The 24,830-nt window shown below is 73.6% G+C and carries 21 protein-coding genes and 1 riboswitch; of the genes, 6 read left to right on the forward strand and 15 right to left on the reverse strand.

Going from position 1 to position 24,830, the window contains the following annotated elements; translation table 11 throughout:
* Positions 1-148: 148 nt before the first annotated feature.
* Complete coding sequence (locus tag AC067J_RS11680) at positions 149-1,282, forward strand: cobalt-precorrin-5B (C(1))-methyltransferase (RefSeq protein ID WP_478298008.1); 1,134 nt, start codon at positions 149-151, stop codon at positions 1,280-1,282.
* Between the two features lie 145 nt (positions 1,283-1,427).
* Positions 1,428-2,957 carry a UDP-N-acetylglucosamine 1-carboxyvinyltransferase gene (locus AC067J_RS11685; RefSeq protein ID WP_478298009.1) on the forward strand — a complete coding sequence of 510 codons (1,530 nt, stop codon included), beginning with the start codon at positions 1,428-1,430 and terminating at the stop codon, positions 2,955-2,957.
* 87 nt (positions 2,958-3,044) lie between these two features.
* On the opposite strand, the gene AC067J_RS11690 is transcribed toward AC067J_RS11685, so the two are convergent.
* The 4 genes from AC067J_RS11690 to cbiE form a co-directional block, all read right to left on the reverse strand.
* Complete coding sequence (locus AC067J_RS11690) at positions 3,045-3,581, reverse strand: DinB family protein (protein ID WP_478298010.1); 537 nt, start codon at positions 3,579-3,581, stop codon at positions 3,045-3,047.
* Between the two features lie 133 nt (positions 3,582-3,714).
* Complete coding sequence (locus tag AC067J_RS11695; protein ID WP_478298186.1) at positions 3,715-4,512, reverse strand: cobalt-precorrin-6A reductase; 798 nt, start codon at positions 4,510-4,512, stop codon at positions 3,715-3,717.
* A 14-nt stretch (positions 4,513-4,526) separates the two neighbouring features.
* The gene (cobM, locus tag AC067J_RS11700) at positions 4,527-5,288 is read right to left on the reverse strand and encodes a precorrin-4 C(11)-methyltransferase (protein ID WP_478298011.1); all 762 of its coding nucleotides are present in this window, start codon (positions 5,286-5,288) and stop codon (positions 4,527-4,529) included.
* The gene (gene cbiE / locus AC067J_RS11705; protein ID WP_478298013.1) at positions 5,285-6,526 is read right to left on the reverse strand and encodes a precorrin-6y C5,15-methyltransferase (decarboxylating) subunit CbiE; all 1,242 of its coding nucleotides are present in this window, start codon (positions 6,524-6,526) and stop codon (positions 5,285-5,287) included. Before cbiE ends, cobM begins: the two co-directional genes overlap by 4 nt.
* A 219-nt stretch (positions 6,527-6,745) precedes the next feature.
* Here cbiE and AC067J_RS11710 point away from each other — a divergent pair, with 219 nt between their 5' ends.
* Entirely contained in the window at positions 6,746-8,206 is a 1,461-nt protein-coding gene (locus AC067J_RS11710) for a catalase (RefSeq protein WP_478298015.1), read from the forward strand.
* A 45-nt stretch (positions 8,207-8,251) separates the two neighbouring features.
* On the opposite strand, the gene AC067J_RS11715 is transcribed toward AC067J_RS11710, so the two are convergent.
* Positions 8,252-8,686, reverse strand: a complete 435-nt coding sequence (locus tag AC067J_RS11715) for a gamma-glutamylcyclotransferase family protein (RefSeq protein WP_478298017.1) — start codon at positions 8,684-8,686, stop codon at positions 8,252-8,254.
* Between the two features lie 302 nt (positions 8,687-8,988).
* Here AC067J_RS11715 and AC067J_RS11720 point away from each other — a divergent pair, with 302 nt between their 5' ends.
* Positions 8,989-10,035: an EamA family transporter gene (locus AC067J_RS11720; protein WP_478298019.1), complete on the forward strand. Its 1,047-nt coding sequence runs from the start codon at positions 8,989-8,991 to the stop codon at positions 10,033-10,035.
* Here the strand turns inward: AC067J_RS11720 and AC067J_RS11725 are convergent.
* From AC067J_RS11725 to AC067J_RS11735, 3 genes are all read right to left on the reverse strand, one after another.
* The gene (locus AC067J_RS11725; RefSeq protein ID WP_478298021.1) at positions 10,010-10,594 is read right to left on the reverse strand and encodes a dihydrofolate reductase family protein; all 585 of its coding nucleotides are present in this window, start codon (positions 10,592-10,594) and stop codon (positions 10,010-10,012) included. The two genes, AC067J_RS11720 and AC067J_RS11725, sit on opposite strands and share 26 nt — an antisense overlap.
* A gap of 161 nt (positions 10,595-10,755) precedes the next feature.
* Entirely contained in the window at positions 10,756-11,301 is a 546-nt protein-coding gene (locus AC067J_RS11730) for an AAA family ATPase (RefSeq protein ID WP_478298022.1), read from the reverse strand.
* Positions 11,302-11,318: 17 nt separating this feature from the next.
* Positions 11,319-11,951, reverse strand: a complete 633-nt coding sequence (locus tag AC067J_RS11735; RefSeq protein WP_478298024.1) for an AAA family ATPase — start codon at positions 11,949-11,951, stop codon at positions 11,319-11,321.
* Between the two features lie 241 nt (positions 11,952-12,192).
* On the opposite strand from AC067J_RS11735, the gene AC067J_RS11740 reads away from it, so the two are divergent.
* The gene (locus AC067J_RS11740; RefSeq protein WP_478298026.1) at positions 12,193-13,566 is read left to right on the forward strand and encodes an MFS transporter; all 1,374 of its coding nucleotides are present in this window, start codon (positions 12,193-12,195) and stop codon (positions 13,564-13,566) included.
* Between the two features lie 57 nt (positions 13,567-13,623).
* On the opposite strand, the gene AC067J_RS11745 is transcribed toward AC067J_RS11740, so the two are convergent.
* From AC067J_RS11745 to AC067J_RS11765, 5 genes are all read right to left on the reverse strand, one after another.
* Positions 13,624-14,187, reverse strand: a complete 564-nt coding sequence (locus tag AC067J_RS11745; protein WP_478298027.1) for an EF-hand domain-containing protein — start codon at positions 14,185-14,187, stop codon at positions 13,624-13,626.
* A gap of 168 nt (positions 14,188-14,355) precedes the next feature.
* Positions 14,356-16,134: a dipeptide ABC transporter ATP-binding protein gene (locus AC067J_RS11750; RefSeq protein WP_478298029.1), complete on the reverse strand. Its 1,779-nt coding sequence runs from the start codon at positions 16,132-16,134 to the stop codon at positions 14,356-14,358.
* A gap of 32 nt (positions 16,135-16,166) precedes the next feature.
* Entirely contained in the window at positions 16,167-17,159 is a 993-nt protein-coding gene (locus AC067J_RS11755) for an ABC transporter permease (RefSeq protein WP_478298031.1), read from the reverse strand.
* A gap of 133 nt (positions 17,160-17,292) precedes the next feature.
* A complete protein-coding gene (locus tag AC067J_RS11760; RefSeq protein ID WP_478298033.1) occupies positions 17,293-19,047 on the reverse strand; it encodes an ABC transporter substrate-binding protein in 1,755 nt (584 codons plus the stop codon).
* A 151-nt stretch (positions 19,048-19,198) separates the two neighbouring features.
* Entirely contained in the window at positions 19,199-20,257 is a 1,059-nt protein-coding gene (locus AC067J_RS11765) for an ABC transporter permease (protein WP_478298034.1), read from the reverse strand.
* A gap of 305 nt (positions 20,258-20,562) precedes the next feature.
* Positions 20,563-20,660: riboswitch (ZMP/ZTP riboswitch) on the forward strand.
* Positions 20,661-20,681: 21 nt separating this feature from the next.
* Here AC067J_RS11765 and AC067J_RS11770 point away from each other — a divergent pair.
* Positions 20,682-22,139, forward strand: a complete 1,458-nt coding sequence (locus AC067J_RS11770) for a glycine hydroxymethyltransferase (RefSeq protein ID WP_478298036.1) — start codon at positions 20,682-20,684, stop codon at positions 22,137-22,139.
* Positions 22,140-22,314: 175 nt separating this feature from the next.
* Here AC067J_RS11770 and AC067J_RS11775 read toward each other — a convergent pair whose 3' ends face one another.
* Together AC067J_RS11775 and AC067J_RS11780 are read right to left on the reverse strand one after the other, a co-directional pair.
* Complete coding sequence (locus AC067J_RS11775) at positions 22,315-22,716, reverse strand: hypothetical protein (protein ID WP_478298038.1); 402 nt, start codon at positions 22,714-22,716, stop codon at positions 22,315-22,317.
* Positions 22,717-22,813: 97 nt separating this feature from the next.
* The gene (locus AC067J_RS11780; RefSeq protein ID WP_478298188.1) at positions 22,814-24,184 is read right to left on the reverse strand and encodes an aldehyde dehydrogenase family protein; all 1,371 of its coding nucleotides are present in this window, start codon (positions 24,182-24,184) and stop codon (positions 22,814-22,816) included.
* Positions 24,185-24,830 lie beyond the last annotated feature (646 nt).

Below are 24,830 nucleotides of genomic sequence, written 5' to 3' on the forward strand. Positions count from 1 at the left end.
TGGCGGCGGCGCCGGAGCGGCACCCCGTCCGGTAGGAGTGCCAGGTGTACACGATCCGGCTTGCGGACCCCACTGCGGGACCGGCGTGCCGGCGGTGGAGCATGATGTCCCGACCGACGGAGGAACGACAGGGAGACGGGTGCGGGGCATGGGCGAGGTCGGCGGGCGGGCCGGGCAGCTGAGGAGCAGTGGGCTTCGGCACGGGTGGACGACCGGGGCCTGTGCGACGGCGGCGACCAAGGCGGCGTACCGGGCGCTGCTGACGGGTGCGTTCCCGGACCCGGTGGTCATCACGCTGCCGAAGGGGCAGCGGCCGGGGTTCGCGCTGGCGGCGGAGGAGCTCTCCGCCGGGGCGGACGGCCGGTGGGCGATGGCCGGGGTGGTGAAGGACGCCGGGGACGACCCGGACGTGACGCACGGGGCGCTGATCCGGTCCACCGTGCGGGCGGGGCGGCCGGGCGGCGGCGTGGTGTTCCGGGCCGGGCCCGGAGTGGGGACGGTGACCAAGGCCGGTCTGCCGCTCCCGGTCGGGGAGCCGGCGATCAACCCGGTGCCCCGGCAGATGATCCGGGACGCGGTCGCGGAGGTCGCGGCGGAGTTCGGCGGCAGCGGGGACGTCGTGGTGGAGATCTCCGTCGACCACGGCGAGGAGATCGCCCGGTCCACCTGGAACCCCCGGCTCGGCATCCTCGGCGGCCTCTCCGTCCTCGGGACGACCGGGATCGTCGTCCCCTACTCCTGTTCGGCCTGGATCGACTCGATCCGGCGCGGCGTGGACGTGGCCCGCGCGGCCGGTCGCACGCACGTGGCCGGCTGCACCGGTTCGACCTCGGAGAAGGTGGCGGTCGCCGTGCACGGCCTGCCCGAGGACGCGCTGCTCGACATGGGCGACTTCGCGGGCGCCGTGCTCAAGTACCTGAAGCGCCATCCGGTGCCGCGGCTGACCGTCGCCGGCGGCTTCGCCAAGCTCTCCAAGCTCGCCGCCGGTCACCTCGACCTGCACTCGGCGCGTTCCCAGGTCGACAGGGGCTTCCTGGCCGGACTGGCCCGCGAGGGCGGCGCGGACGGGGAACTGGTGTCGGCGGTGGCGTCGGCGAACACCGCGCTGGAGGCGATCCAGCTCTGCCGCGCCGCGGGGGTGCCGCTCGGCGACCTCGTCGCGATGCGGGCCCGGGCCACCGCACTGGAGGTGCTGGTCGGTTCGCCGGTCGCGGTGGACGTCATCTGCATCGACCGGGCCGGGACGATCGTCGGCCGGGCGGAGCCGCTGGGCCCGTGTTGACGGCCCCTTTCGTCTCAGGCGTGTCATAAGAACTTCGCTGTGATGTGAAGATCTGACGCTCATACGGGGCGAGAATCGGACAAAAGTGGCGCCACGCCCGGGGTCGATTCTGGTGCTATCTCAGCCATGAGATATGGTCTGCCGGGTGACAGGCGACTACCTCACCCGTATCGGCACCCTCATCCGTACCGCGCGTCAGCACCGCGGTTGGTCCCAGGCTCAGCTCGGCGAGGCCCTCGGCACCAGCCAGAGCGCGGTCAACCGCATCGAACAGGGCAAGCAGAACGTCAGCCTTGAGATGATCGCCCGCATCGGCGAAGCACTCGACAGCGAGATCGTCTCCCTCGGCTACGCCGGCCCGATGCACCTGCGGGTCGCCGGCGGCACCCGGCTCTCCGGTGCGATCGACGTCCGCAGCAGCAAGAACGCCTGCGTGGCGATCCTCTGCGCCTCGCTGCTGACCACCGGCCGCACCACCCTGCGCAGCGTCGCCCGCATCGAGGAGGTCTACCGCATCCTCGAAGTGCTCAACAGCATCGGCGTCAAGAGCCGCTGGACCAACGACGGCCGCGACCTCGAACTCACGCCGCCCGCCGAGCTCGACCTCGCCGGCATGGACGTCGAGGCGGCCCGCCGCACCCGCAGCGTGCTCATGTTCCTCGGCCCGCTGATGCACCGCGCCGACAAGTTCGCCATCCCCTACGCCGGCGGCTGCGACCTCGGCACCCGGACCGTCCAGCCCCACCTCACCGCGCTGCGCCGCTTCGGCCTGGAGGTCGCCACCACCGGCGGCGCCTACCACGCCTCCGTCCAGCCCGGCACCCCGCTGGACCGGCCGATCGTGCTGACCGAGCGCGGGGACACCGTCACCGAGAACGCCCTGCTCGCCGCCGCCCGCCACGACGGCGTCAGCGTCATCCGCAACGCCTCGCCCAACTACATGGTCCAGGACCTCTGCTTCTTCCTGGAGAAGCTGGGCGTCCGGATCGACGGCGTCGGCACCACCACCCTCACCGTGCACGGCGTCCCCGAGATCACCTGCGACGTCGACTACACCCCCGCCGAGGACCCGGTCGAGGCGATGAGCCTGCTGGCCGCCGCCGTCGTCACCTCCTCCGAGCTGACCATCCGCCGGGTGCCGATCGAGTTCCTGGAGATCGAGCTCGCGGTGCTGGAGGGCATGGGCCTCGACTACGACCGCACCGCCGAGTACCCGGCCCACAACGGCCGCACCCGGCTGGTCGACCTCACCGTCCGCCCGTCCAAGCTGACCGCGCCGGTCGACACCATCCACCCGATGCCGTTCCCCGGCATCAACATCGACAACGTGCCGTTCTTCGCCGCGATCGCCGCGGCCGCCCACGGCACCACGATGATCCACGACTGGGTCTACGACAACCGCGCCATCTACCTCACCGAACTCACCCGGCTCGGCGCGGACATCAAGCTGCTCGACCCGCACCGGGTCCTCGTCCAGGGCCCGACCCGCTGGCGCGCCGCCGAGATGGTCTGCCCGCCCGCCCTGCGCCCCGCCGTCGTCATCCTGCTCGCGATGCTCGCCGCCAAGGGCACCTCGGTGCTGCGCAACGTCTACGTCATCAACCGCGGTTACGAGGACCTCGCCGAGCGCCTCAACTCCATCGGCGCCCAGATCGAGACCTTCCGCGACATCTGACCGGACGCCGGTCCGCCGGTGATCTGTGGTGCGTGGCGCGCGGTGCCCGGTCGGGGAGTTCGCGACCGGGCACCGGCGCTTTCCGCGTCACTCGCCGGTGCGGCCGTCGAGGTGTTCGCGGAGGAGGTCGGCGTGGCCGTTGTGGCGGGCGTACTCCTCGATCATGTGGGTGAGGATCCAGCGCAGCGAGTAGACCTCGTCGGTGCCGTCGCTGTTGCGCCGGTAGTGCCCGAGGACGTCCAACGAGTCGGCGGCGGCGACGAGTTGCCGGGCGTGCTCGCACTCGCCGCGCCAGATCTCGAACGCCTCGTCCGGGTCGGCCGCTTCGGCCTCGAACTCGGCGGACCTGTCGTCCTCGTGCCTCCAGTAGCCCGGCCGGTCCTCGTCGGCGAGGACGTTGCGGAACCAGCCGCGCTCCACCTCGGCGAGGTGGCGGGCCAGGCCGAGCAGGGAGAGCTCCGAGGGCAGGAGGGGGCGGGCGCGCAGCTGTTCGGTGGTCAGCCCGGCGCACTTCATCGCGAACGTGGCGCGCTGGTGGTCCAGGAAGGTGGTCAGGGTGGCGCGTTCGTCGGCGGTGCGGAGGGGCTCGGTGCGCTCGGCGTCGGCGCGGTCGTAGGCGTCCATCGGGTCATGATCGCAGGGCGGGCGGCTCCTGGGGCGGGGTTTTCGCGGGTTGGGCAGGGGTTGGGCCGGGGCCGGGCGCTTCAGGGGTTGGGCCGGGCAGGGGCCGGGGGTGCGTCCGCCGCCGGCGCCGTCGTCACCGGGCGGGCAGGAGCCCGGCGAGCCACTCCCGCGCAGCGCCGACGCTCTCCGCCACCGGGACGCCGGCCGGCAGCGGCGGGCGCTCCACGACCACCACGGGAAGGGCGAGTTCGCGGGCGGCGGTGAGTTTGGGGGCGGTGGCCGCGCCGCCGCTGTCCTTGGTGACCACGACGTCGATCCGGTGCTCGCGCAGCAGCGCGCGCTCGCCGTCCAGGGTGAACGGGCCGCGGTCGAGCAGGACCCGGAGCGAGGCGGGCACCGGCGGCTCGGGCGGATCGACCGAACGGGCCGTGAAGTGCAGGCCGTCGAGGTGTGCGAACGCGCCGATGCCCTGCCGTCCGGTGGTGAGGAGGACCCGCCGGCCGAGCGAGGGCAGCAGCTCCGCCGCGGCGGCGAGGGAGGCCACCGGGTGCCAGCGGTCGCCGGCCACCGGTTCCCAGCCGGGGCGGCGCAGCGCGAGCAGCGGCACGCCGGTCGCGGCGGCGGCCCCGGCCGCGTTGCGGGACATGACGGCGGCGAACGGGTGGGTGGCGTCGACCACGGCGTCCACCCGCTCGGCGCGCAGCCAGGCGGCGAGGCCCTCGGGGCCGCCGAAGCCGCCGATCCGGACCTCGCCGGCGGGCAGCCGCGGTTCGGTGACCCGCCCGGCGAGCGAGCTGGTGACCCTGAGCGGCGAGCCGGCCAGGGCGGCGGCCAGTTCCCGCGCCTCGGTCGTCCCACCGAGGACGAGCAGGTGGGGGCGGTGCGGGGCACGGGGTGCGGCCCGGTGCGGTGCGGGCTGCGGCGTGGGCAGCGGCGGGTGGGCCACTACGACCCGCAGGGCTCGTGCGGGCGCTCGCGGTCCGCCGAGTAGAGGTGGCTGTCGCGGAACTGCTCGGCGGCGAGCGTCCGGCCGACGATGATCACCGCGGTGCGGACCACGCCCGCCTCCTTCACCTGTCCGGCGATGGAGCCGACCGTGCCGCGCAGCACCAGCTCGTCCGGACGGCTGGCCATCGCGACGACGGCGGCCGGGCACTCGGCGCCGTAGTGCGGCAGCAGCTGCTCGACCACGTCGTCGATGTACCCCGCGGCCAGGTGCAGGACGAGCAGGGCGCCGCTGCGGCCGAGGGTCGCGAGGTCCTCGCCCTCCGGCATCGGGGTGGCGCGCTTGGCGATCCGGGTGAGGATGACGGTCTGGCCGACGGTCGGCACGGTCAGTTCGCGCTTGAGCGCGGCCGCGGCGGCGGCGAAGGCCGGCACGCCGGGCACCACCTCGTACGGGACGCCCGCCGCGTCGAGTCGGCGCATCTGCTCGGCGACGGCGCTGAACACGGACGGGTCGCCGGAGTGCAGCCGGGCCACGTCCTGGCCCGCCCGGTGGGCGCGGACGAGCTCCTCGACGATCTGGTCGAGGTTGAGGTTGGCGGTGTCGACCAGGCGGGCGCCGGGCGGGCACTCGTCCAGCAGCTCGCGCGGCACCAGGCTGCCCGCGTAGAGGCAGACCTCGGCGCGGGCGAGGACGCGCTGGCCGCGCAGGGTGATCAGGTCGGCGGCGCCGGGCCCGGCCCCGATGAAGTGGACGGTCACGAGGCGTTCTCCTGGGGTGTGAGGGGCTTGACGGCGGACCACTGGGTGACCGGCATCGCCTGGCGCCAGCCGGTGAAGCCGCCCACCGGGACGGCGTGCGCGACGGCGAGCCGCAGCAGCTCGCCGCCGTGCCGCCGGTACCACTCGGTGAGCAGTGCCTCGGACTCCAGGGTCACGGTGTTGGCGACCAGCCGCCCGCCCGGCGCCAGCGCGGTCCAGCAGGCGTCGAGCAGGCCGGGCGCGGTGAGCCCGCCGCCGACGAACACCGCGTCGGGGGCCGGCAGCCCGGCGAGCGCGGCGGGCGCGGCGCCGGTGACGACGCGCAGCCGGGGGACGCCGAGCGCGGCGGCGTTGCGGGCGATCCGCCCGGCCCGGACCGGGTCGCGTTCGACGGTGACGGCCCGGTTGTCGCGGTGCGCGCGCAGCCACTCGATCGCGATCGAGCCGGAGCCGCCGCCGACGTCCCAGAGCAGCTCGCCGGGGGTGGGTGCGAGGGTGGCCAGGGTGGCGGCGCGGACGTGCCGCTTGGTCAGCTGGCCGTCGCTCTCGTACACGGAGTCGGGCAGGCCGGGGACGACCGGGGTGCGGGGGCCGGCGGGGCCGAGGTCGACCGCGATCAGGTTGAGCGGGTCGCCGGGCGGGTGCGGCCAGCCGTCGGCGGGGCCGTCCAGCTGACGTTCGGCGGGGCCGCCGAGCTGTTCCAGGACCCGCAGCCGGGCGGCGCCGTAGCCGCTCGCGGTGAGCAGTGCGGCGACGGCGGCGGGGCCGGCGGCGTCGGCGCTGAGGACGAGCAGTCGGCGGCCGGGGTTGAGGGCGAGGCGCAGGGTGTCCAGGGGACGGCCGACCAGGGTGACCACCTCGGTGGACTCCAGGGGCCAGCCGAGCCGCGCGCAGGCGTACGACACGGAGGAGGGGTGCGGCAGGATGCGCAGCCGGTCGGGGCCGGCGATCTCCGCGAGGGTGCGGCCGATGCCGTGGAACATGGGGTCGCCGCTGGCCAGGACGGCGACCCGGCGGTCCGCGAACCGTTCCAGCAGCCCGGGGACGGCCGGGCGCAGCGGGGACGGCCACGGCACCCGTTCGGCGGACACCTCGTCCGGGGGGAGGAGGTCGAGCTGGCGGGGGCCGCCGACGACCACCTCGGCGGTCCGCAGCGCGGCCCGCGCGGTGCCGGCGAGGCCGGGCCAGCCGTCGGCCCCGATCCCGACGACGGTGAGCGGGTGCGGCTGCTGGGTCACCGGGGGCTCCTTGTGGATCTGCGGGCGTGGTCCGAGCGGCCCGGGCCCTGCCCGGGCCGGCGGCCGGCGGCCCGGGGGCGGCGGGTCGTCCGGGGCCCGTGAGGCGGGGCCCGGGGCAGCCTACCTGGCGGTATCCGGTGGCGGGGCGGCCAGGGTGCACGGCCTGCCGGGCGGGGTTAGCGTCGACCGGGGGGACCTCAGCACGCAACGGAGGGCACCATGTCCGAGTCAGCGGTCCCGTACACCACCAACAACGCCGGGGTCCCGGTGCCGAGCGACGACAACTCGCTCACGGTGGGCAGGGACGGCCCGATTCTGCTCCACGACCACTACCTGATCGAGAAGATGGCCCAGTTCAACCGTGAACGGGTGCCGGAGCGGGTGGTGCACGCGAAGGGGGCCGGGGCGTACGGCGTCTTCGAGACGACGGAGGACGTCAGCCGGTACACCAAGGCGACGCTGTTCCAGCCGGGCAAGCGGACGGAGATGCTGGCCCGGTTCTCGACCGTCGCCGGCGAGCAGGGCAGCCCGGACACCTGGCGGGACCCTCGCGGGTTCGCGCTGAAGTTCTACACCGAGGACGGCAACTACGACCTGGTGGGCAACAACACGCCGGTCTTCTTCGTCCGCGACACGATCAAGTTCCAGGACTTCATCCGCTCGCAGAAGCGGCGCACGGACAACGGCCTGCGTGACCACGACATGCAGTGGGACTTCTGGACGCTCTCGCCGGAGTCCGCCCACCAGGTCACCTGGCTGATGGGGGACCGCGGGATCCCGAAGTCGTACCGGCACATGAACGGGTACAGCTCGCACACCTACATGTGGGTCAACGCCGCCGGCGAGCGGTACTGGGTGAAGTACCACTTCAAGACCGACCAGGGCGTGGACTTCCTCACCCAGGCCGACGCCGACCGGCTGGCCGGCTCCGACCCGGACCTGCACCGCGAGGACCTCTGGCAGGCGATCGAGGGCGGCAACGCGCCGTCCTGGACGCTGCACGTGCAGGTCATGCCGTTCGACGAGGCGCCCGGCTACCGGTTCAACCCCTTCGACCTGACGAAGGTCTGGCCGCACGGCGACTACCCGCTGATCCGGGTCGGCACGATGACCCTGAACCGCAACCCCGAGGACTACTTCGTCCACATCGAGCAGGCCGCCTTCGAGCCGGCCAACCTGGTGCCGGGCATCAGCGTCTCGCCGGACAAGATGCTGCTCGGCCGGATCTTCTCCTACCCCGACACGCACCGGTACCGGATCGGCCCCAACTACGCGCAGCTGCCGCCCAACCGGCCGCACGTCCCGGTGCACTCGTACGCCAAGGACGGGCCGATGCGGTTCGACCCGGCGCGCACCGCGGCGCCGTACGCGCCCAACTCCAAGGGCGGACCGGCCGCCGACCCGAAGGTGTACGACGACCCGTCGGCCGGCTGGCAGACGTCCGGCGACATGGTCCGGGAGGCGTACTCGCTGCACGCCGAGGACGACGACTGGGGGCAGGCGGGCACGATGGTCCGCAAGGTGCTGGACGACGCGCAGCGCGACCGGCTGGTCTCCAACATCGTCGGGCACCTCAAGGGCGGTGTGAGCGATCCGGTGCTGGACCGGGCGGTGCAGTACTGGCGCAATGTCGACAAGGCGCTCGGCGACCGGGTCGCCTCGGGCGTGGGCAAGGCCTGAGCGGCGCGATGCCGTTGGAGGGCGCGGGCCGTCGGGCCCGCGCCCTCAGCGGTCCCGCAGCCAGTCCCCGGACGCGATCAGCGCGGGGTGCGCGCGCAGCCGGGCGGCGACGTCCGGGCCGGCCAGGTACACCCACGCCTCCGCCGTTGCGCCGTCCGCGGTCCGGACGGCCAGCCGCTTCCGGACGTACTCGCCGGTGCCGTCGGCCCGGCAGTCCTCCAGGCGGTCCAGGGCGGCGAGCGCGTCCGGGTACGCGCCGGGGCGGACCGTGATCAGCTCGCCGACGATCCGCCGCCCGGGCGTCGCGTCCGGCACCGCGTACGGGAACCCCGGCCCCGCGTGCAGGGCCGCGCCCTCCAGCACCGCCCCGCGCACCTCGGCGCACCGGCCGGCCAGGTGGACGGCGTGGTTGCGCCCACCGGGGCGGAGGGTGCCGTAGACGAAGAAGGGGAGGACGGGGGCGGGTGGGGCGGTGGGCACGGGGCTCCTCGTGGGCGGTCGACGACTGACGACTGACGACTGATGACTGATGACTGATGACTGGCGGATGACGGAGTTCGGAATCCGCCATCCGCCGATTGTCGGTTGTCGGTCGCTTCCCGATCGCCGGAATCCGTCGACCGCCGGTGCTCCGCCGTCCGGCCTCCGCCGTCCGGTGCCGACTGTCACCCGCCGCCCCTCGCCCCCCGCCGGCCGATCGCCTGGTGATACCGACTGGCGCTCGGGTGGGCTGATGCGATGTCATGACTGGTGCAAGCCAGTACCGTCCTAGGGGGACACACATGACAGCTCCCGTCGCAGGCACGTCCGGCACGTCCGGCACGTCCGGTGCGGCCTCCGCCGCCGGACCCGCCGACGCCGCACCGGCCGGTTCCGCGTCGGCCGGTTCCGTACCCGCCGACGCGGTTCCCGCCGGCTCCGGGTCCGCGCCCGCCCGCCTCGGCGGCCCGGTGTGGGTGGCGCTCGGCGTGGTGTACGTGCTCTGGGGGTCGACGTACCTGGCGATCCGGATCGCGCTGGAGACGATGCCGTCCTTCCTCTCCGCCGCGGCACGGTTCCTGACCGCGGGTCTGCTGCTCGTCGGGTTCGTCGCGATCCGCTACGGACGGAGCGGACTCCGGGTGGACCTGCGGCAGCTGGGGTCCTCCGTGCTGGTCGGCGTGCTGCTGCTGACCGGCGGGAACGGGCTGGTGGTGCTCGGCGAGAACTCGATCCCTTCGGGGCTGGCCGCACTGCTGGTGGCCGTCGTGCCGCTCTGGATGGTCCTGCTGACGGCGGCCGGCGGCGACCGCCCGAAGCCGGTGGAGCTGGCCGGCGTGCTGCTCGGACTGGTCGGGCTCGGTGTGCTCTCGGCGCCCGCGATCGGCGGCGACATCGCGAAGGCCGGCGTGATCGCGGTGGTCTGCGGCACGCTCACCTGGGCGTTCGGGTCGTTCGCCGCGAAGCGGATCCGGATGCCCGGCAACGTCTTCGCCGCCAGCGCGTACCAGATGCTCGCGGGCGGGCTCGGCAACACGCTGATCGGGCTGGTGCGCGGGGAGCAGCACGGACTGGACCTGGGGGCCGTCTCCGGGCGGTCCTGGCTGGCGCTCGCCTTCCTGGTGGTGTTCGGCTCGCTGGTCGCCTACACCGCGTACGCGTGGCTGCTGCGCTCGGCGCCGCTGGGCCTGGTCGCCACCTACGCCTACGTGAACCCGGTGGTGGCGGTGCTGCTCGGCTGGCTGGTGCTCGCCGAGCCGCTGACCCGCCCCACCCTGCTGGGTGGGGCGATCGTGGTCGTCGGCGTCTGCCTCGTGGTGAGCGTCAGCCGGACGTCTTCGCGTAAGTGAGGACGACGGCCCCGTTGTCGAAGGTGCGGGCCTCCTCCAGGGTGAAGGCGTGCGGGGCGAAGCCGGCCCGGAACAGCGGGATGCCCGAGCCGGTCACGAGCGGGTACTGCTTGACGACCAGTTCGTCGATCTCGGGGAGGAGCCGCCCGGCCAGTTCGCCGCCGCCGCACAGCCAGATGCCGAGGCCGTCCTCCTGCTTGAGCTCGCGGACCCGGGTCAGCGGGTCGGCGGCCGTGACCTCGACCGCGGGGTCCGGGCTCTCCGTCATGGAGCGGGAGAAGACGACCTGGCGCAGGTGGGCGTAGGGGTTGGCGAGTCCGAGCGGCACCCCGGGGCCGTAGGTGCCGCGGCCCATGAGCACGGTGTCGAAGCGCTTGTTGGGCGCGTCGGCCACGCCCAGTGCGGCGCGGCCCGGAGTGGGCAGGGTCTCCGGGAACTCGTCGAGCATGTAGGGGAGGAAGTCCCCGGTGACGTACGGGAGGAGCATGTCGAAGTTGCCGTCCGGGGCGGCGATGAAGCCGTCGAGGGTGGCGCCGACGTAGTAGGTGAGCTTGCGCATTCACGTCCTTGGGTTCGTCCGGTCGGGGGCCTCGCGCCCTCAACCACGACAGTTATAGTACTCCGGTCGTAGTGGTTGCAAGGGGTGTCCGAAAAAAGTCGATCACCGATCGTCGGGGGAGGCGGTCGGCGCGGAACCGGGTCGGGCCGGTCGCGCCGCCCTCATCGGCGGGGCGTGGTGCGGGCGACGGCCGCCTCGATCAGGTCCGCCCGCTCGGCCACCCCGGCGGCCGGGACGTCGATCAGTCGGTAGCCGTGCGCCCGGTAGGCCCGCTCGTGCAGCCGCTCGAAGACGAGCGCGTCCTCGAAGGAGATCCGGCGGGCGGCGGTCGGCTCGACGAAGCCGAGGTTGCGGACGAAGAACACCTCGTGCTGGTAGACGAGTTCGTCGCCGATGCGGCGCAGTTCGGAGGTCAGTCCCGGTGATGCGGGGCGTTCCAGGAAGTCGCGCAGGGCCTCGGTGCAGACCGGTGAGCGGTCGTGGAACTGGACCTCCCCGGTGGCTGCGGCCACGCGCTCGCGCTGCAGGGCGACGATCTCGTCGACGAAGTCGGCCCGGGTCCACGGTTCCGGTTCGCCGGCGGCCTGCCGCCGCGCGATCACGTCGGTGGCGGCCTCCGCCACGACGGTGAAGCCGCGCCGCGCCAACTCGCCCAACAGGGTGGTCTTTCCGGCACCCGGTGTGCCGGTGAGGATGAAACGCCGCATGTCCCGCTCCTGTCTGCTCAGATGAACCGGATGTGCCGGACTCCGACCAGCGCCCGGCGGAGGCGTCCGCGCAGCGGGCCGTCGGTGTCCGGTGCGAGCGCCAACCCGGCCGAGGCCGCCACGTGTTCGGCGACCCGGGGTACGGTGAGGTGGTCGGTCCGCACGTGTTCGCCGAACCCGGCGCCGCCGAGGCGGTCGAGGCAGTGGTCGAGCCGCGACACCGCGAAGCTCTCCCTGCGCAGCGGCGCGTCCTTCCCGGCGACCAGTTGCACGGCGTGCCCGAACCCGCGCTCGCGCAGGCGGCGAAGCACCTCCTCGCGCTCCGCCAGCAGGGCGAAGTGCCGTACGTCGTGGCCGCGTTCGCGCAGGCGGCCGACGGTCTCGGCGAGGTAGGCCGGTTCGGTGACCGTCATCGGGACGATCACCGTCCCCCGGTGCCGACCGAGCGTCAGATCCAGTACCTCGTAGACGCCCTGACGCCAGGCGGGCAGGTCCTGGAAGTCGCCGCGCAGCGCCTTCGGGGTCATCCGGTGCAGCCCGAAGCCGACCTCCTCGGGGTCGCACAGCACGCTGCCGGGCAGCCGCCGCCGCAGTTCGTGCGAGACCTGGGTCTTGCCGACGCCGAAGGGCCCGTTGATCCACAAGAGCATGCCGGTCACCCTATGCCGGTCACCCTATGCCGCCGCCCCGGCCGTGCCGCCCCCGTGTTCCGCCGCAGTGGCTCGCCGCCGTGGTTCGCCGCCGTGGTTCGCCGGTCCACGGTCGTGGATCTTCACCAAGTCGCCTCCGGGAAGGGGTCATTCGACTACCATCCATCGGGTGCCCGGCGGCGCCGGGGAGTCGCTGCCGGGTCATGGAACGGAACGGAACGGCCGACAGCGGGGGAGCGGTATGACGGACACCGACGTTCACGGAACACGCACCGACGAGGTCGGCCCGCGGGCCCGTCCGCCCGGGCTCTGGCGGCAGCGGAACTTCGCGGCGCTCTGGTCGGCCCACACCGTCAGCCAGTTCGGCACCCAGATCACCTTCTTCGTCCTCCCCGTCCTCGCGCTCACCACCGTCGGCGCGACCCCGGGGCAGCTCGGACTGGTCGCCGCCGCCGAGACCCTGCCGTTCCTGCTGGTCGGCCTGCCGGCCGGTGCGCTGCTCGACCAGTGGGACCGGCGCCGGGTGATGGTCGTGGCCGACCTCGGCCGGGCGGTCGCGGTCTGCGTCCTGCCGCTCGGCTACGCCCTCGACCTGCTGAGCGTGCCGCTGCTCTGCGCGGTCGGGTTCGTCACCGGACTGTTCACGGTCTTCTTCGACATCGCCGACCAGGCGTTCCTGCCCGACGTCGTCGGACGCGGCCGGACGGCGGACGGCAACAGCCGGCTGGAGTTCTCCCGTTCGGCCGCCGAACTGACCGGTCCCGGCCTCGCCGGGCTGCTGCTCCAACTGGTGGCCGCACCGCTGATCCTGCTCGCGGACGCGGTCAGCTACCTCGTCTCGGCGCTCCTCCTCGGCGCGATCCGGACGCCGGATCGGGCGGGCGGGCCGGAGCGGACGGGCTGGAGGGACCGGGCGGAGAAGGCCCGGGCGGAGCGGGCCGGCCGGGCGGAACCGGCGCAGCCCGTGGCCGAGGAGAGGATGCGCACCCGGATCGCCGCCGGCCTGCGCTTCGTCTTCCGCCAGCGGACCCTGCGCTCGCTCGCCCTCGCCACGGCCGTCTCCAACCTGGTGGGCCTGAGTGGTGCGCTGAGCGCCCTGCTGCCCGCGTTCGCACTGCGCGACCTTGCCCTCTCGCCGGGCCGGCTCGGCCTCGCGCTGACCGTCGGCAACGTGTTCGCCCTGCTCGGCGCCCTGTCCACCGCCCGGCTGATCCGGGTGGTCGGGCTCGGCCGGATGCTGGTGGCGGCCAAGTGCCTGCCCGGCCTGGGCGTACTGCTGCTCGCCACCGCCACCCCCGGCCGTGCCGTCCCCACGCTGACGGCGGCCGCCGGGATCACGGCCTTCGGCATCACCGCCTACAACATCGCCCAGGTCAGCCTGCGGCAGGCGATCACGCCGGCGGCGATGCAGGCCCGGATGAACGCGTCGGTCCGCTTCGTCATCTGGGGCACGCTCCCGCTCGGGGCGGCCGCCGGCGGTCTGCTCGGTTCGGCGGTGGGTCTGCGTCCGGCCCTCTGGGCGGCGGCCGTGGTCGCGCTGTCCTCCTGCGTGCCGTTGCTGCTCACCCGCGAGGTCCGGGCCCTGCGGGACTTCCCCGCGGAGCCGGCCGACTGACGCCGCCTCCCGTGCGGAACACCGCCGGACCGCCCGCTCGCCCGTCCGGGCCCCGGCTCAGTACAGCGCCGACGGCTTGCCGGCCCACCAGTTGCCGGGGGCCTCGGGGTCGCGGCTGGTCCAGAACTCGATGATGCCGGAGACGAATTCGGCGGCGGACAGCCGTCCGTCGCCGTCCAGGTCGAGCCGCCGGAACGCCTCGTCCGAGTCGTCGCGCGAGAGGGCGGAGAAGTGGCCGCGCTGGAAGACGAAGAACTCGCCCGCGTCGACGGTCCCGCTGCCGTCCACGTCGGCGACGGCCATGAACGCCTCGGCCAGTGTCCCGAAGACGGCCCGTGCGGCGGCCGGGTCGTCGGCGACCGAGAGGGTCGAGGCGGTGAACTGCTCCCGGGTGATCGCGGTGGCGCCGGGGGGCAGGTGGGCGAGGTGCAGGTCCCGCCAGATGGCCAGGTAGGCGTCGACGATCCGCTCCTCCTTGGCCGACCCCTCGGCGTGGCCGAGCGACCGGGCCACCGCGTGCCCCATCAGGACGTGGTCGTACTCGGTGAGCAGGCCGTCCCCGTCGGCGTCCAGATGGTCGAAGCCGTGGTTGATCTTGGCGATCAGCAGTTCCTCCGACACCGTGCCCCCTCGGTTGGCGATCGCTCCGAAGTCTGCACGCTAACCCGTGGTCACGCGGTCGCGCAGCCGAAGCCGGCAACCGCCGTCCGCGCCGGCAACCGCCGTCCGCGCCGGCAACCGCCGTCCGCGCCGGCCGCCGTCCGCGCCGACCGCGGCGCCGCCGGGGCCTCAGTGCGCGGCGGCCAGCAGCTCCCGGGTGTACTCGGTGTGCGGAGCCGTGAACAGCTGGTCCCGCCCGGTGGACTCGACCAGCCGGCCCCGGTGCATCACGGCCACCCGGTCGCAGAAGTGCCGGACCACCGCGAGGTCGTGGGAGACGAACAGGAAGGCGACGCCGAGCCGTTCGCGCAGTTCCATCAGCAGGTTGAGCACCTGGGCCTGGACCGAGACGTCCAGCGCGGAGACCGGCTCGTCGGCGATGATCAGCCGGGGCTCGGGGGCCAGTGCGCGGGCGATGCCGATCCGCTGGCGCTGTCCGCCGGAGAACTCGTGCGGGTAGCGGTCCAGGTGCGCGGCCGTCAGGCCGACCTGCTCCAGCAGCTCGGCGGACCGGTCACGGCGCTCCGCCGCGGTCAGCGCGGTGTGCAGGCGCAGCGGCGTGTCCAGCGTCCGGGCGATCGTGCGGCGGGGGTTGAGCGAGGCGTACGGGTCCTGGAAGACGAGCTGGATCTCCTTGCTGAGCCGCCGCCGGAGCGCCCGGTCGGGGGCGGTGGCGTCCACGCCGTCGTACCGCACCGTCCCGCCGGTGACGGACTGGAGCCCGGCCAGGACGCGGGAGGTGGTGGACTTGCCGGAGCCGGACTCGCCGACCAGGCCGAGGGTCTCGCCGGGGGCGATCCGCAGGCTGACGCCCTCGACGGCCCGGACCGGCTCGGCCCGCCGGCCGGGGAAGCGGCGGCGGCCGGGGAAGTGCACGGCGAGGTCCTCGACCTCGACCAGCCACCGACCGGTCCGCGCCGCCCGGCCGACCGGAGCGCCGATCGGTGCGCCATCGGCACCGGCGGGGGAGCCCTCGCCGCCGCCACCGTCGCCGCCGCGAGAGGTGTCCCGCGCGGCGAAGGAGAACGAGGGCGACGGATCGTCGACCGTCGGCAGCGGCGTGCCGGGCACCGTCTCCAGCGTGAGCGCCGCGCCCACCAGGGCCCGGGTGTAGGGCTGCCGGGGCGCGGCGAGCAGCGAGGCGGTCGGCGCGGTCTCGACCTGCTCGCCGCCGCGCAGCACCAGCGTCCGGTCGGTCGTGCCGGCGACCACGCCCAGGTCGTGGCTGACCAGCAGCACCGCGGTGCCGTGCTCGCGCTGCAACTCGCCCAGCAGGTCGAGCACCTGGCGCTGGACGCGGGCGTCGAGCGCGGTGGTCGGCTCGTCGGCGATCAGCACGTCGGGGTCGTTCATCAGCGCCATCGCGATCATCACGCGCTGCCGCATGCCGCCGGAGAACTGGTGCGGGTAGTCGCGGACCCGGGCGGCCGGGATGCCGACCCGGTCCAGCATCGCGGCCGCCCGCTTCCCGGCCTCGGCGCGCCCGGCGCCGGGGTGGTGCAGCCGGTACATCTCGGCGAGCTGCGCGCCGACGCCGTGGAACGGGCTGAGCGAGGTGAGCGCGTCCTGGAAGACCAGCGCCACCCGGCCGCCCCGCACCTCGCGCAGCACGGACTCCTCCGCGCCCACCAACTCCCGTCCGCCCAGCCGGATCGAGCCGGTGACGGTGGTGGTGCGCGGGTCGTGCAGGCCGAGCACGGCCAGCCCGGTCGCGGACTTGCCGGAGCCGGACTCGCCGACCAGGCCGAGGACTTCACCCCGGGCGAGATCGAAGGAGAGGCCGCGTACGGCGGTCACGGGGGCGCCGCCGCGCGGGTCGGCGAAGGTGACGGACAGGTCGCGGACGCTGAGCACGGGCTCCCCGGTGGCCGCGTGCACGGCGGCCGGGGTCGTGGCGGGCTCGGTCATGGGACAGGCTCCAGGAATGGCGGGGGCGGGGGTCAGCTGAGGCGGATGCGCGGGTCGAGCCAGGCCACCACGAGGTCGGCCAGCGCGACGAACAGCACGACGAAGCACGCGGCCAGCAGCACCGCGCCGACCACGGCCGGCAGGTCCTGCCCCTCGACGGCCTCGGTGGCGAACCGGCCGATGCCGTTCAGCCCGAACACCGTCTCGGTGATCACCGCGCCGCCCAGCAGTGCGCCCGCCTCCAGCCCGAGCAGCTGGACCAGCGGCCCGGCGGCGCCGCGCGAGGTGTACTTGAGGTGCGCGCGGAGCCGTCCGAGGCCCTTGGCGCGCGCCGTCCGGACGTACTCCTCGTTCATCGTCTCCAGCAGCTGGGAGCGCGAGAGCCGGGCGAACACGGCCGAGTTGACGAAGCCGAGGACCAGCCAGGGGAGCAGCATCCCGCCCGCCCAGGCGGCCGGGTCGGTGGCCGGCGGGGTGTAGGAGGGCAGCGGCAGCAGCCCGGTGGTGTAGACGAGCCCCCACTGGGCGACGTACCCGAGGAAGTAGATCTGCACGCTGGCGCCGACCAGGGTGAAGCCGGAGAGCAGTTTGTCGGTCCGGGTGCCGTGGCGCAGCGCGGCGACGAAGCCGGTGCCGAGCCCGAACAGGAGCAGGAAGGCGAGCGCTCCGACGGCCAGCGAGACGGTGACCGGCAGGTGGTCGACCAGTGCGTCGGTGACCGGCTGGTGCAGCCGGTAGGAGTAGCCGAGGCAGGGCGCGTCGCAGTGGATGACCGAGCCGTCGACGTCCTCGATGTCCCGCCCGGCGACGACCCCGGTCAGGTAGTCGGTGTACTGGGCGAGCAGCGGCTGGTCCAGGCCCATGCTCGAACGGACCGCCGCGACCTGGCCGGTGTCGCAGCGCGGGCCGCAGGCGGCGCGGGCCGGGTCGGCGGGGGCGGCGTAGAAGAGGGCGAAGGCGGCGGCGGAGACCGCGGCCAGGACGGCGATCGCCTGGAGGATCCGCCGCAGGGCGAAGGAGAGCATGGTGGCCGGTCCGAATCAGAGGGCGTCGGGGGTGGCGGGCCCCGCCCGCGCGGGACCGTCGTGCAGCCGTGCCGGGTGCGGGACGGGTGCGGGACTGGCGCAACGGGCGGGGCCGCCGGGGGACTTCAGGGCATCAGGACTTCAGGTAGACCCAGGCCAGGCTGACCGAGCCGTAGATCGGGTGGATGAACGCCCCGCCGACGTTGGAGCCGCGCAGCTGGTTCATGTTCGGGTAGGCGAACGGCAGCACCGGCAGGTCCTTCATCACGGTCTGCTCCAGCGCGTAGAGCTCCTTGGCCTTCTGGCGCGGCTCACCGATCTGGTTGATCCGGTCGATCTCCTTGTCCACCTCGGCGTTGCGGTACCGGGCGGAGTTGAGGTCGCTGTTGGCACGGCCGTCGAAGGAGAACGGGATCAGCGTGGAGGGCGTCGGCCAGTCGACCGAGCTGGTCTCCTCCCACAGGTCGTAGGGGGAGTCGGCGCGGTGCGCCTCGTCCAGCAGCGCCTTGGGGTCGATCGGCTTGGGCACGACGGTGATGCCGGCCTTGGCGAAGCCGTCGACCAGCACCTGGGCGACCCGCTGCCCGTTGGGGGTGTTGGCGTACGCGTAGGTGAGCGAGGCGGGCGCCTGCTTGGCCTTGGCGAGGGCGGCCTTGGCGGCCTCCGGGTCGCCTTCCGGCTTGGCCGGGTCGAGGTCGTACTTCTGCCAGTCGACGAGCGCGGGCGAGCTGAGGGTGGTGGCGAGTTCGCCGACCCGGGTGCCGCCCTGCACCTGGCGGGCCTGCTGGCGCGGGTAGGCGAGGTTGAGGGCCTTGCGGACCTCCAGGTCGGTCACCCGCTCGTTGTTGATCATGAGCTGGGTGACGAAGGCGCCCTGCCGGCCGGAGACCACCAGCTCCTTGGCCTTCGGGTCGGTGTCCACGGTCTGGTACAGCTCGGGGGAGAGCTGGGTGGCGACCGTGGTGGCGTCCGCTCCGCCGTCGCGCCCGGAGAGGATCTCCTGGTTGATGTTGAGCGCTTCCTTGCCGAAGGTGAAGACGAACTTCTCCGGGTACTGGTTGCGGATCGGGTCGGTCTCCGCCTTCCAGTGCGGGTTGCGTTCCAGCACCAGCCGGGTGTTCTGGACGTGCTCGACGATCCGGTACGGGCCGCTGGAGTACGGCAGCCGGTCGTAGTCCGTGCCGGTGTCCTTGTCCTTGCGCACCGGCGAGGAGGAGGACTGCGCGGCCATGTACGGCACGTCGGCCTGCGGCTGCGGGAAGTGGAAGACGAGGGTGCGGTCGTCCGGCGTCTCGATCGCGGCGAGGTCGCCGTCCTGCGGGCCGCCGTACTTCTTGCGGGCGTCGTCGTAGCTGGCCTCGCCGGTGAGCCACTGCGGCCAGTACGGCGGGCCGACCTCGTAGCCCTTGCCGAAGCTGCGCTGGATCCCGTACTTGACCTGCTGGGAGGTGATGGGCTGGCCGTCCTCCCAGGCCACGCCCTCCTTGAGCTTGTACGTCCAGGTGCGGCCGCCGTCGGCGGGGGTGCCGGTGTCGGTGGCGAGGTCGCCGACCAGCTTGGCCTTGCCGTCCACCACCTGGTACTGGGTGAGCTGGCGGCCCCAGAGCAGCGAGGTGTTGTAGGCGGCGCCGGCGTACACCTTCTGCGGGTCGAGGTGGCGGAAGTCGGTCGCGTTGTAGACGTTCACCGTGCCGCCCGCGCGGGCGCCGGGGACGGCGGGGGCCGGGCCGGCGCTCTCCTTCTCGGTGCCGAGCGCGGCGGTCAGCGGCGAGGTGTCCTTGGGCGCGGCGTTGGTGCCGGTGCCGGAGGTGGAGCCCGCGCCGGCCGAGCAGGAGGTCGCCAGCAGGGCGGTCGCGACGACGGCGAGGGACGGTCTGATCCAGCGCATGGCGAATCTCTCCTTGCCCCGGGGACACCGGGGCGGCTAGTGGACTGCGAAAGAGGGAGGGAAGGTCTCAGGGGGGAGGCGGGCCCCGGCGGGGGCCCGGCGAAGCCGTCGGCGACGGCCCCGGCGGGAGCCCCGGCGGGCCCCGGCGGCTTCAGCGGACGGCGCGCGGGTCCAGCGCGTCCCGGACGGCGTCGCCGAGCAGGTTGAAGGCGAGGACGAAGAGCAGCAGCGCGACGCCGGGGAAGAACATGTAGGTCGGGTCGGCCTGGAAGACCTCCGAGCCGCGGGAGATCATCCGGCCCCAGTCCGGGATCGGCTCGTTGATGCCGACGCCGAGGAACGACAGCACCGCCTCGGAGGCGACGAACGTCGGCACCGCCATGGTGGCGTGCACCAGCAGCTGTGCCCGGACATTCGGCAGGAGTTCGCGGAACACGATATGGAATCCGCTCGCGCCCATCGCCCGTGCGGACTGGACGAAATCCCTTTCGCGGAGCGATCGGACGGCGGCCCGCAGGGAAAGCGCCAGTGGAATCCAGCCGAACGCGGAGAACACCAGGATGAGGACCAGGAACTGCATCCAGTCCGGTTCCGCGGTGCCGGGATCGACCAGTCGGGACTGGATCACCGGGCTGAGCGCGAGCAGCAGGAGCAGCGTCGGGAACGCCAGCAGGACGTTCGAGAGGAAGCCGAACAACCGGTCGGTGAGGCCGCCGAGGTAGCCCACCGCGACTCCGGCCAGCACCCCGAGGGCGGTGGTGACGGCGGCCGACACGAAGGCGATCAGCAGCGAGGTGCGGATGCCGTACAGCAGTTGGGTGAACACGTCGCGGCCGAGCCCGGGTTCGAGGCCGAACCAGAACTCCCCGGAGATGCCGCCGTTGGGCGCGATCGGCAGGCCGCCGTCGCTGAGCAGGCCGGGAGTGTTCTGGCCGTAGTGCTCGGTCGGGTTCCTGCCGTACAGCGCGGCGATCAGCGGGGCCGCGAGGGCGAGCAGGAGGAAGAGGAGGACGACGGCGAGGGCGACGGCTCCGGTCCGGTCGCGGCAGACGCGCCGCAGCAGGCTCTTCGGGGCTGGGGTGGGGGAGGCGGAGGGTGCCGCGGCGTCCGGCTCCACGGCGTCCGGTGCGCCGGTGTCCGGCGTGCGGGCCTCCGGTGTCCGGCCGTCCGGCTCCGCGGCGGGCCCTGCGACTGGTTCGACCACTGCCATGAGAGGCGTACTCCCCGAATTCTCCGCCGCCCCGTGGGTGAGGGTGCGCTGACGTGCATTTCCGGGCGGCCGGTCCGGGGGTTTCCAGGGGGCCGCCGAGCGCCATCAGATCGGATACCAAGGGAGTTCCGCAAATCATTCCGAAGCCCTGTCGAGGGCTTTGTTGCGGAAATTGTGACGGCTTCATTCCGCCGCAATACTGCCGTAGCAGTAGAACGGACATAGCCGGACAAAGGTCATGTCATGTCCGCCGCCGTCCCGCATTTTGAGATCTCCGCCACAGGACCTGCGGCGTTGATACGATTCCGGCGGGCCGCGACTGGCGCGCACGGATGGAATCGACCATCGGGAAGCGGCCCCGTGCCGAATCACGAGCAAGTTGCCGAGCGCCTGGGCCATCCGAACCTCCCTCCAGGAGACCGCCATGGCCCAGCAGCCCCACACGGCCGCCAGTCCCAGCGCCAACACCGCGTTCCGCTCCGCCCTCGACGTCGTCCGCGAGGTCGAGCCGCGGATCGCCGCCGCCATCGGCCGCGAGATCGAGGACCAGCGCGCCTCGCTCAAGCTCATCGCCAGCGAGAACTACGCCTCCCCGGCCGTCCTGCTCGCCATGGGCAACTGGCTCAGCGACAAGTACGCCGAGGGCACCGTCGGCCGCCGCTTCTACGCCGGCTGCCGCAACGTCGACGAGGTCGAGGCCATCGCCGCCGAGCACGCCCGCGCCCTGTTCGGCGCCGAGCACGCCTACGTCCAGCCGCACTCCGGCATCGACGCCAACCTGACCGCCTTCTGGGCCGTCCTCTCCCAGCGGGTCGAGAGCCCCGCGCTCCAGCGCGCCCGGGTCCGCAACGTCAACGACCTCACCGAGCAGGACTGGGCGCAGCTGCGCCAGGAGCTCGGCAACCAGCGGATGCTCGGCATGTCCCTGGACACCGGCGGCCACCTCACCCACGGCTTCCGCCCCAACATCTCGGGCAAGATGTTCGAGCAGCGCAGCTACGGCACCGACCCGGCCACCGGCCTGATCGACTACGACGCGCTGCGCGCCACCGCCCGCGAGTTCCGCCCGCTGATCCTGGTGGCCGGCTACTCCGCCTACCCGCGCCTGGTCGACTTCCGCCGGATGCGCGAGATCGCGGACGAGGTCGGCGCGACGCTGATGGTCGACATGGCGCACTTCGCCGGCCTGGTCGCGGGCAAGGTGCTGACCGGCGACCACGACCCGGTCCCGCACGCCCACATCGTCACCACCACCACCCACAAGTCGCTGCGCGGTCCGCGCGGCGGCATGGTGCTCTGCACCTCCGAACTGGCCGAGCACGTCGACCGCGGCTGCCCGCTGGTCCTCGGCGGCCCGCTCTCGCACGTCATGGCCGCCAAGGCGGTCGCCTTCGCCGAGGCCCGCCGCCCCGAGTTCCAGGACTACGCCCGCCGGGTCGTCGACAACGCCCGGGCGCTCGCCGAGGGCCTGCTGCGGCGCGGCGGCACGCTGGTCACCGGCGGCACCGACAACCACCTCGTCCTCGCCGACGTCTCCGGCTACGGTCTGACGGGCCGTCAGGCCGAGGCGGCGCTCCTCGACTCCGGCATCGTCACCAACCGCAACTCCGTCCCGCAGGACCCGAACGGCGCCTGGTACACCTCCGGCGTGCGGATCGGCACCCCCGCGCTCACCACCCGCGGCCTGGGCGTCGCCGAGATGGACGAGATCGCCGCCCTGATCGACACCGTGCTGCGCGCCACCACCCCCGCCACCACCGCCGCCGGCGCCCCCTCGAAGGCCCAGTACGTCCTGGACCCCGCCGTCGCCGACGGCATCGCCAAGCGCGCCGCCGACCTCCTCGGCGGCTTCCCCCTCTACCCGGGCGTCGACCTGGCGTAGTCACCCCCCCGGGTGTGGGGACGGTGGGGTGCGGGGCCGGTGCGGGCCGGGTGCGAGCCCCACCGGCCCCGCACCCGGCCCCGCACCCCGGGGCGTCGCGCCTCGTGGACTCGCCCCCGAACCGCACGGTCCGACCGAGCCGTCGGAGCCGTCGCTCAGCCGTCGGGGCGGCCGCTCAGCGCGTCAGCGACGTGTGCAACGCGTCGAACGAGTCGGCCAGTTCGGCTGCCCCGACGGGACCGATCTCCATGTCGAGCCGGCACCCGCCGCCGTCGCCGTTGGGAGTCAGGCAGACGACGAAGGCGAAGCCGTTCCCGACGGGTTCGGCGCTCAGCGCCAGCGGGTTGTTGCGGCCGGGAGTGACCTCTGCGGAGAAGCGGTCCGACGGGGCGCGCAGGTGGGCGAGCATCCGCGCGGCGAAGTCCGCGGCCTCCTCGTCCGTGACGTGGGCGGTGAAGTCGGCGGTCAGCGCCGAGCACCAGTCGGCGGTGACCCGCCACGCGTCCTCGCCGGTCCGGGCCAGCTCCAGCCACGCACCGTCGCCGCCCAGGCGTATCCGCGGTCCTACCGTCGACATCTCGCTCCGACCTCCCCGTCCGGGGCCGTGATCCTATCGACACGCTCGCGCGGCCGGGAGACCTCCCCCGTTCACGCGGCCCGGCCCGGGCCGGGCCTTAGTACTGCAGCGACTTGTACTGCAGGAACTCCTCCAGGCCGTGCCGGCCCAGTTCGCGGCCGAGGCCCGAGCTCTTGTAACCGCCGAACGGGGCAAGGGGGTTGAAGCGGCCGCCGTTGAGGTCGATCTGGCCGGCGTCGAGGCGGCGGGCGAAGCGGGCGGCGGTCTCGGTGTCGGCGGCCCACACGCCGCCGGCCAGGCCGTACTCGGTGCCGTTGGCCAGTTCGGCCGCGTGGTCCTCGTCGTCGTAGGCGAGGACGGCCAGCACCGGACCGAAGACCTCCTCCTGGGCCACCGCCATGTCGGGGGTCACGTCGCCGAGCACGGTCGGGCGGACGTAGAAGCCGGTGGCGAGGCCCTCCGGGGCCTCCGGGCCGCCGGCCACCAGCCGGGCGCCCTGGGCGAGCGCGCCGGTGATGTAGCCGCGCACCCGCTCGCGCTGGCGGGCGCTGACCACCGGGCCGATCCGGGTCAGCGGGTCCGCCGGGTCGCCCGGGACGTACTTGCCGGCGGCCTTCGCGGCGAGCGCCAGCGCCTCCTCGTACCGGTCGCGGTGGACCAGCAGCCTGGTCCAGGCGCTGCACGTCTGGCCGGAGTTGGCGAAGACGTTGGCGATGTTGACGTTGACCGCGCGGGCCAGGTCGGCGCCGGGCAGCACCACGTTGGCGGACTTGCCGCCCAGTTCCAGCGCCACCCGCTTGATGCCGCGCCCGGCGGTCTCGGCGACGGTCCGGCCCACCGCCGTCGAACCGGTGAACGAGACCACGTCCACCTCCGGGTGGCCGACCAGCGCCGCGCCGGCCACCCGGCCGACCCCGGTCACCAGGTTGAACACCCCGGCCGGGAAGCCCGCCTCGTCGACCAGCCGGGCGAACAACCGGGCCACCAGCGGGGTCTCCTCCGCCGGTTTGAGGACGACCGGGCAGCCGGCCGCCAGGGCGGGCACGACCTTGGCCACGATCTGGTGGAGCGGGTAGTTCCAGGGCGTGACGGCCGCGACCACCCCGGCGGGTTCCGCGTGCACGACCGAGTTCCCGACCCGCTCCTCGAACGGGTACCCGTCGAGCAGTGTCACGTACGAGTCCGCCACCGCCAGCGGGAGGGCGGCGTGCACGGCCGTGGCGAAGCCGGTCGGCGCACCGAGTTCGGCGACCACGGTGGCGGCGATCTCCTCCTGGTGCGAGGCCAGACCGTCACGCAGACGGGTGAGTGGCGCCAGCCTTTCGGCCGGGGCGGTGGCGCCCCAGGCCCGCGCCGCCCGGCGGGCCGCTGCCACGGCGGCGGCGACGTCGGCCGGGCCGCCCGCCGGGACGGTGGCGAGCAGTCGTTCGGTCGCGGGGTCGAGCACCGGGATCGTGCCGCTGTCCAGGGAGGGCCGCCAGGCGCCGTCGACGTACTGGTCGCCGTACGTCGCGGGCCCGGCGCCCGGCCCGTCGCCCGGCCCGGTGCCGTACGCGGTGCGCGTCTCGTCGCGCTCGGGCCGCCCGCTCTGCTCCGCGTTCCCCACCGGTCCCGTTCCTCTCGCTCGTCGCGTCCGGTCGCCGTCGGCCGGCACCCGTCCAGGGGACAGTCAACGGTGGGCGAACCGCCGGACGCAAGGGCAGGTGGGCCCTCGTCGGGACCGGTCCCGCCGGGGCCTGCCGCGGTGTGAACCCGGTCGGGTGAACCGCGAACGGCCCGGTCCCCGCCCCCGTGCGCCGACAGGGTGAAGATCATCCCCTGTTGTGGTGACAAATCGGGCGACCTGGCGGCAATATGGATGAACGCTCCTCCGCCGCCCGAGCGCCATTGATCACGTCCGTCCACGAAGTCGTCGGGCGGCGAAATTGTTTGTTCATACTTCTCTCCAACTCCGCTCGGCGACCGGTAGATTGCAGCGAACTCGGGTGCCCGGGACTACCGTTGGCAGCAGGTTGAGCCGCGTTCACGCCCGGTTTACCGTCCGACCCGGTCGGCGAGCCGGCGAAGACCCGTCACCGACCTGCAGCGGCGCACCCGGACCGGGAAGCGCGGCA

It is taken from the genome of Kitasatospora sp. NPDC042419 (assembly GCF_056437345.1).

What these genes read in the sequence shown, in the direction of transcription:
- AC067J_RS11765 (WP_478298034.1), bottom strand. Translation starts at nt 20,257, where the DNA reads ATGGCAGTGGTCGAACCAGTCGCAGGGCCCGCCGCGGAGCCGGACGGC.
- AC067J_RS11680 (WP_478298008.1), top strand. Translation starts at nt 149, where the DNA reads ATGGGCGAGGTCGGCGGGCGGGCCGGGCAGCTGAGGAGCAGTGGGCTT.
- AC067J_RS11760 (WP_478298033.1), bottom strand. Translation starts at nt 19,047, where the DNA reads ATGCGCTGGATCAGACCGTCCCTCGCCGTCGTCGCGACCGCCCTGCTG.
- AC067J_RS11750 (WP_478298029.1), bottom strand. Translation starts at nt 16,134, where the DNA reads ATGACCGAGCCCGCCACGACCCCGGCCGCCGTGCACGCGGCCACCGGG.
- AC067J_RS11775 (WP_478298038.1), bottom strand. Translation starts at nt 22,716, where the DNA reads ATGTCGACGGTAGGACCGCGGATACGCCTGGGCGGCGACGGTGCGTGG.
- AC067J_RS11730 (WP_478298022.1), bottom strand. Translation starts at nt 11,301, where the DNA reads ATGCGGCGTTTCATCCTCACCGGCACACCGGGTGCCGGAAAGACCACC.
- AC067J_RS11725 (WP_478298021.1), bottom strand. Translation starts at nt 10,594, where the DNA reads ATGCGCAAGCTCACCTACTACGTCGGCGCCACCCTCGACGGCTTCATC.
- AC067J_RS11735 (WP_478298024.1), bottom strand. Translation starts at nt 11,951, where the DNA reads ATGCTCTTGTGGATCAACGGGCCCTTCGGCGTCGGCAAGACCCAGGTC.
- AC067J_RS11720 (WP_478298019.1), top strand. Translation starts at nt 8,989, where the DNA reads ATGACAGCTCCCGTCGCAGGCACGTCCGGCACGTCCGGCACGTCCGGT.
- AC067J_RS11755 (WP_478298031.1), bottom strand. Translation starts at nt 17,159, where the DNA reads ATGCTCTCCTTCGCCCTGCGGCGGATCCTCCAGGCGATCGCCGTCCTG.
- AC067J_RS11770 (WP_478298036.1), top strand. Translation starts at nt 20,682, where the DNA reads ATGGCCCAGCAGCCCCACACGGCCGCCAGTCCCAGCGCCAACACCGCG.
- AC067J_RS11710 (WP_478298015.1), top strand. Translation starts at nt 6,746, where the DNA reads ATGTCCGAGTCAGCGGTCCCGTACACCACCAACAACGCCGGGGTCCCG.
- AC067J_RS11690 (WP_478298010.1), bottom strand. Translation starts at nt 3,581, where the DNA reads ATGGACGCCTACGACCGCGCCGACGCCGAGCGCACCGAGCCCCTCCGC.
- AC067J_RS11740 (WP_478298026.1), top strand. Translation starts at nt 12,193, where the DNA reads ATGACGGACACCGACGTTCACGGAACACGCACCGACGAGGTCGGCCCG.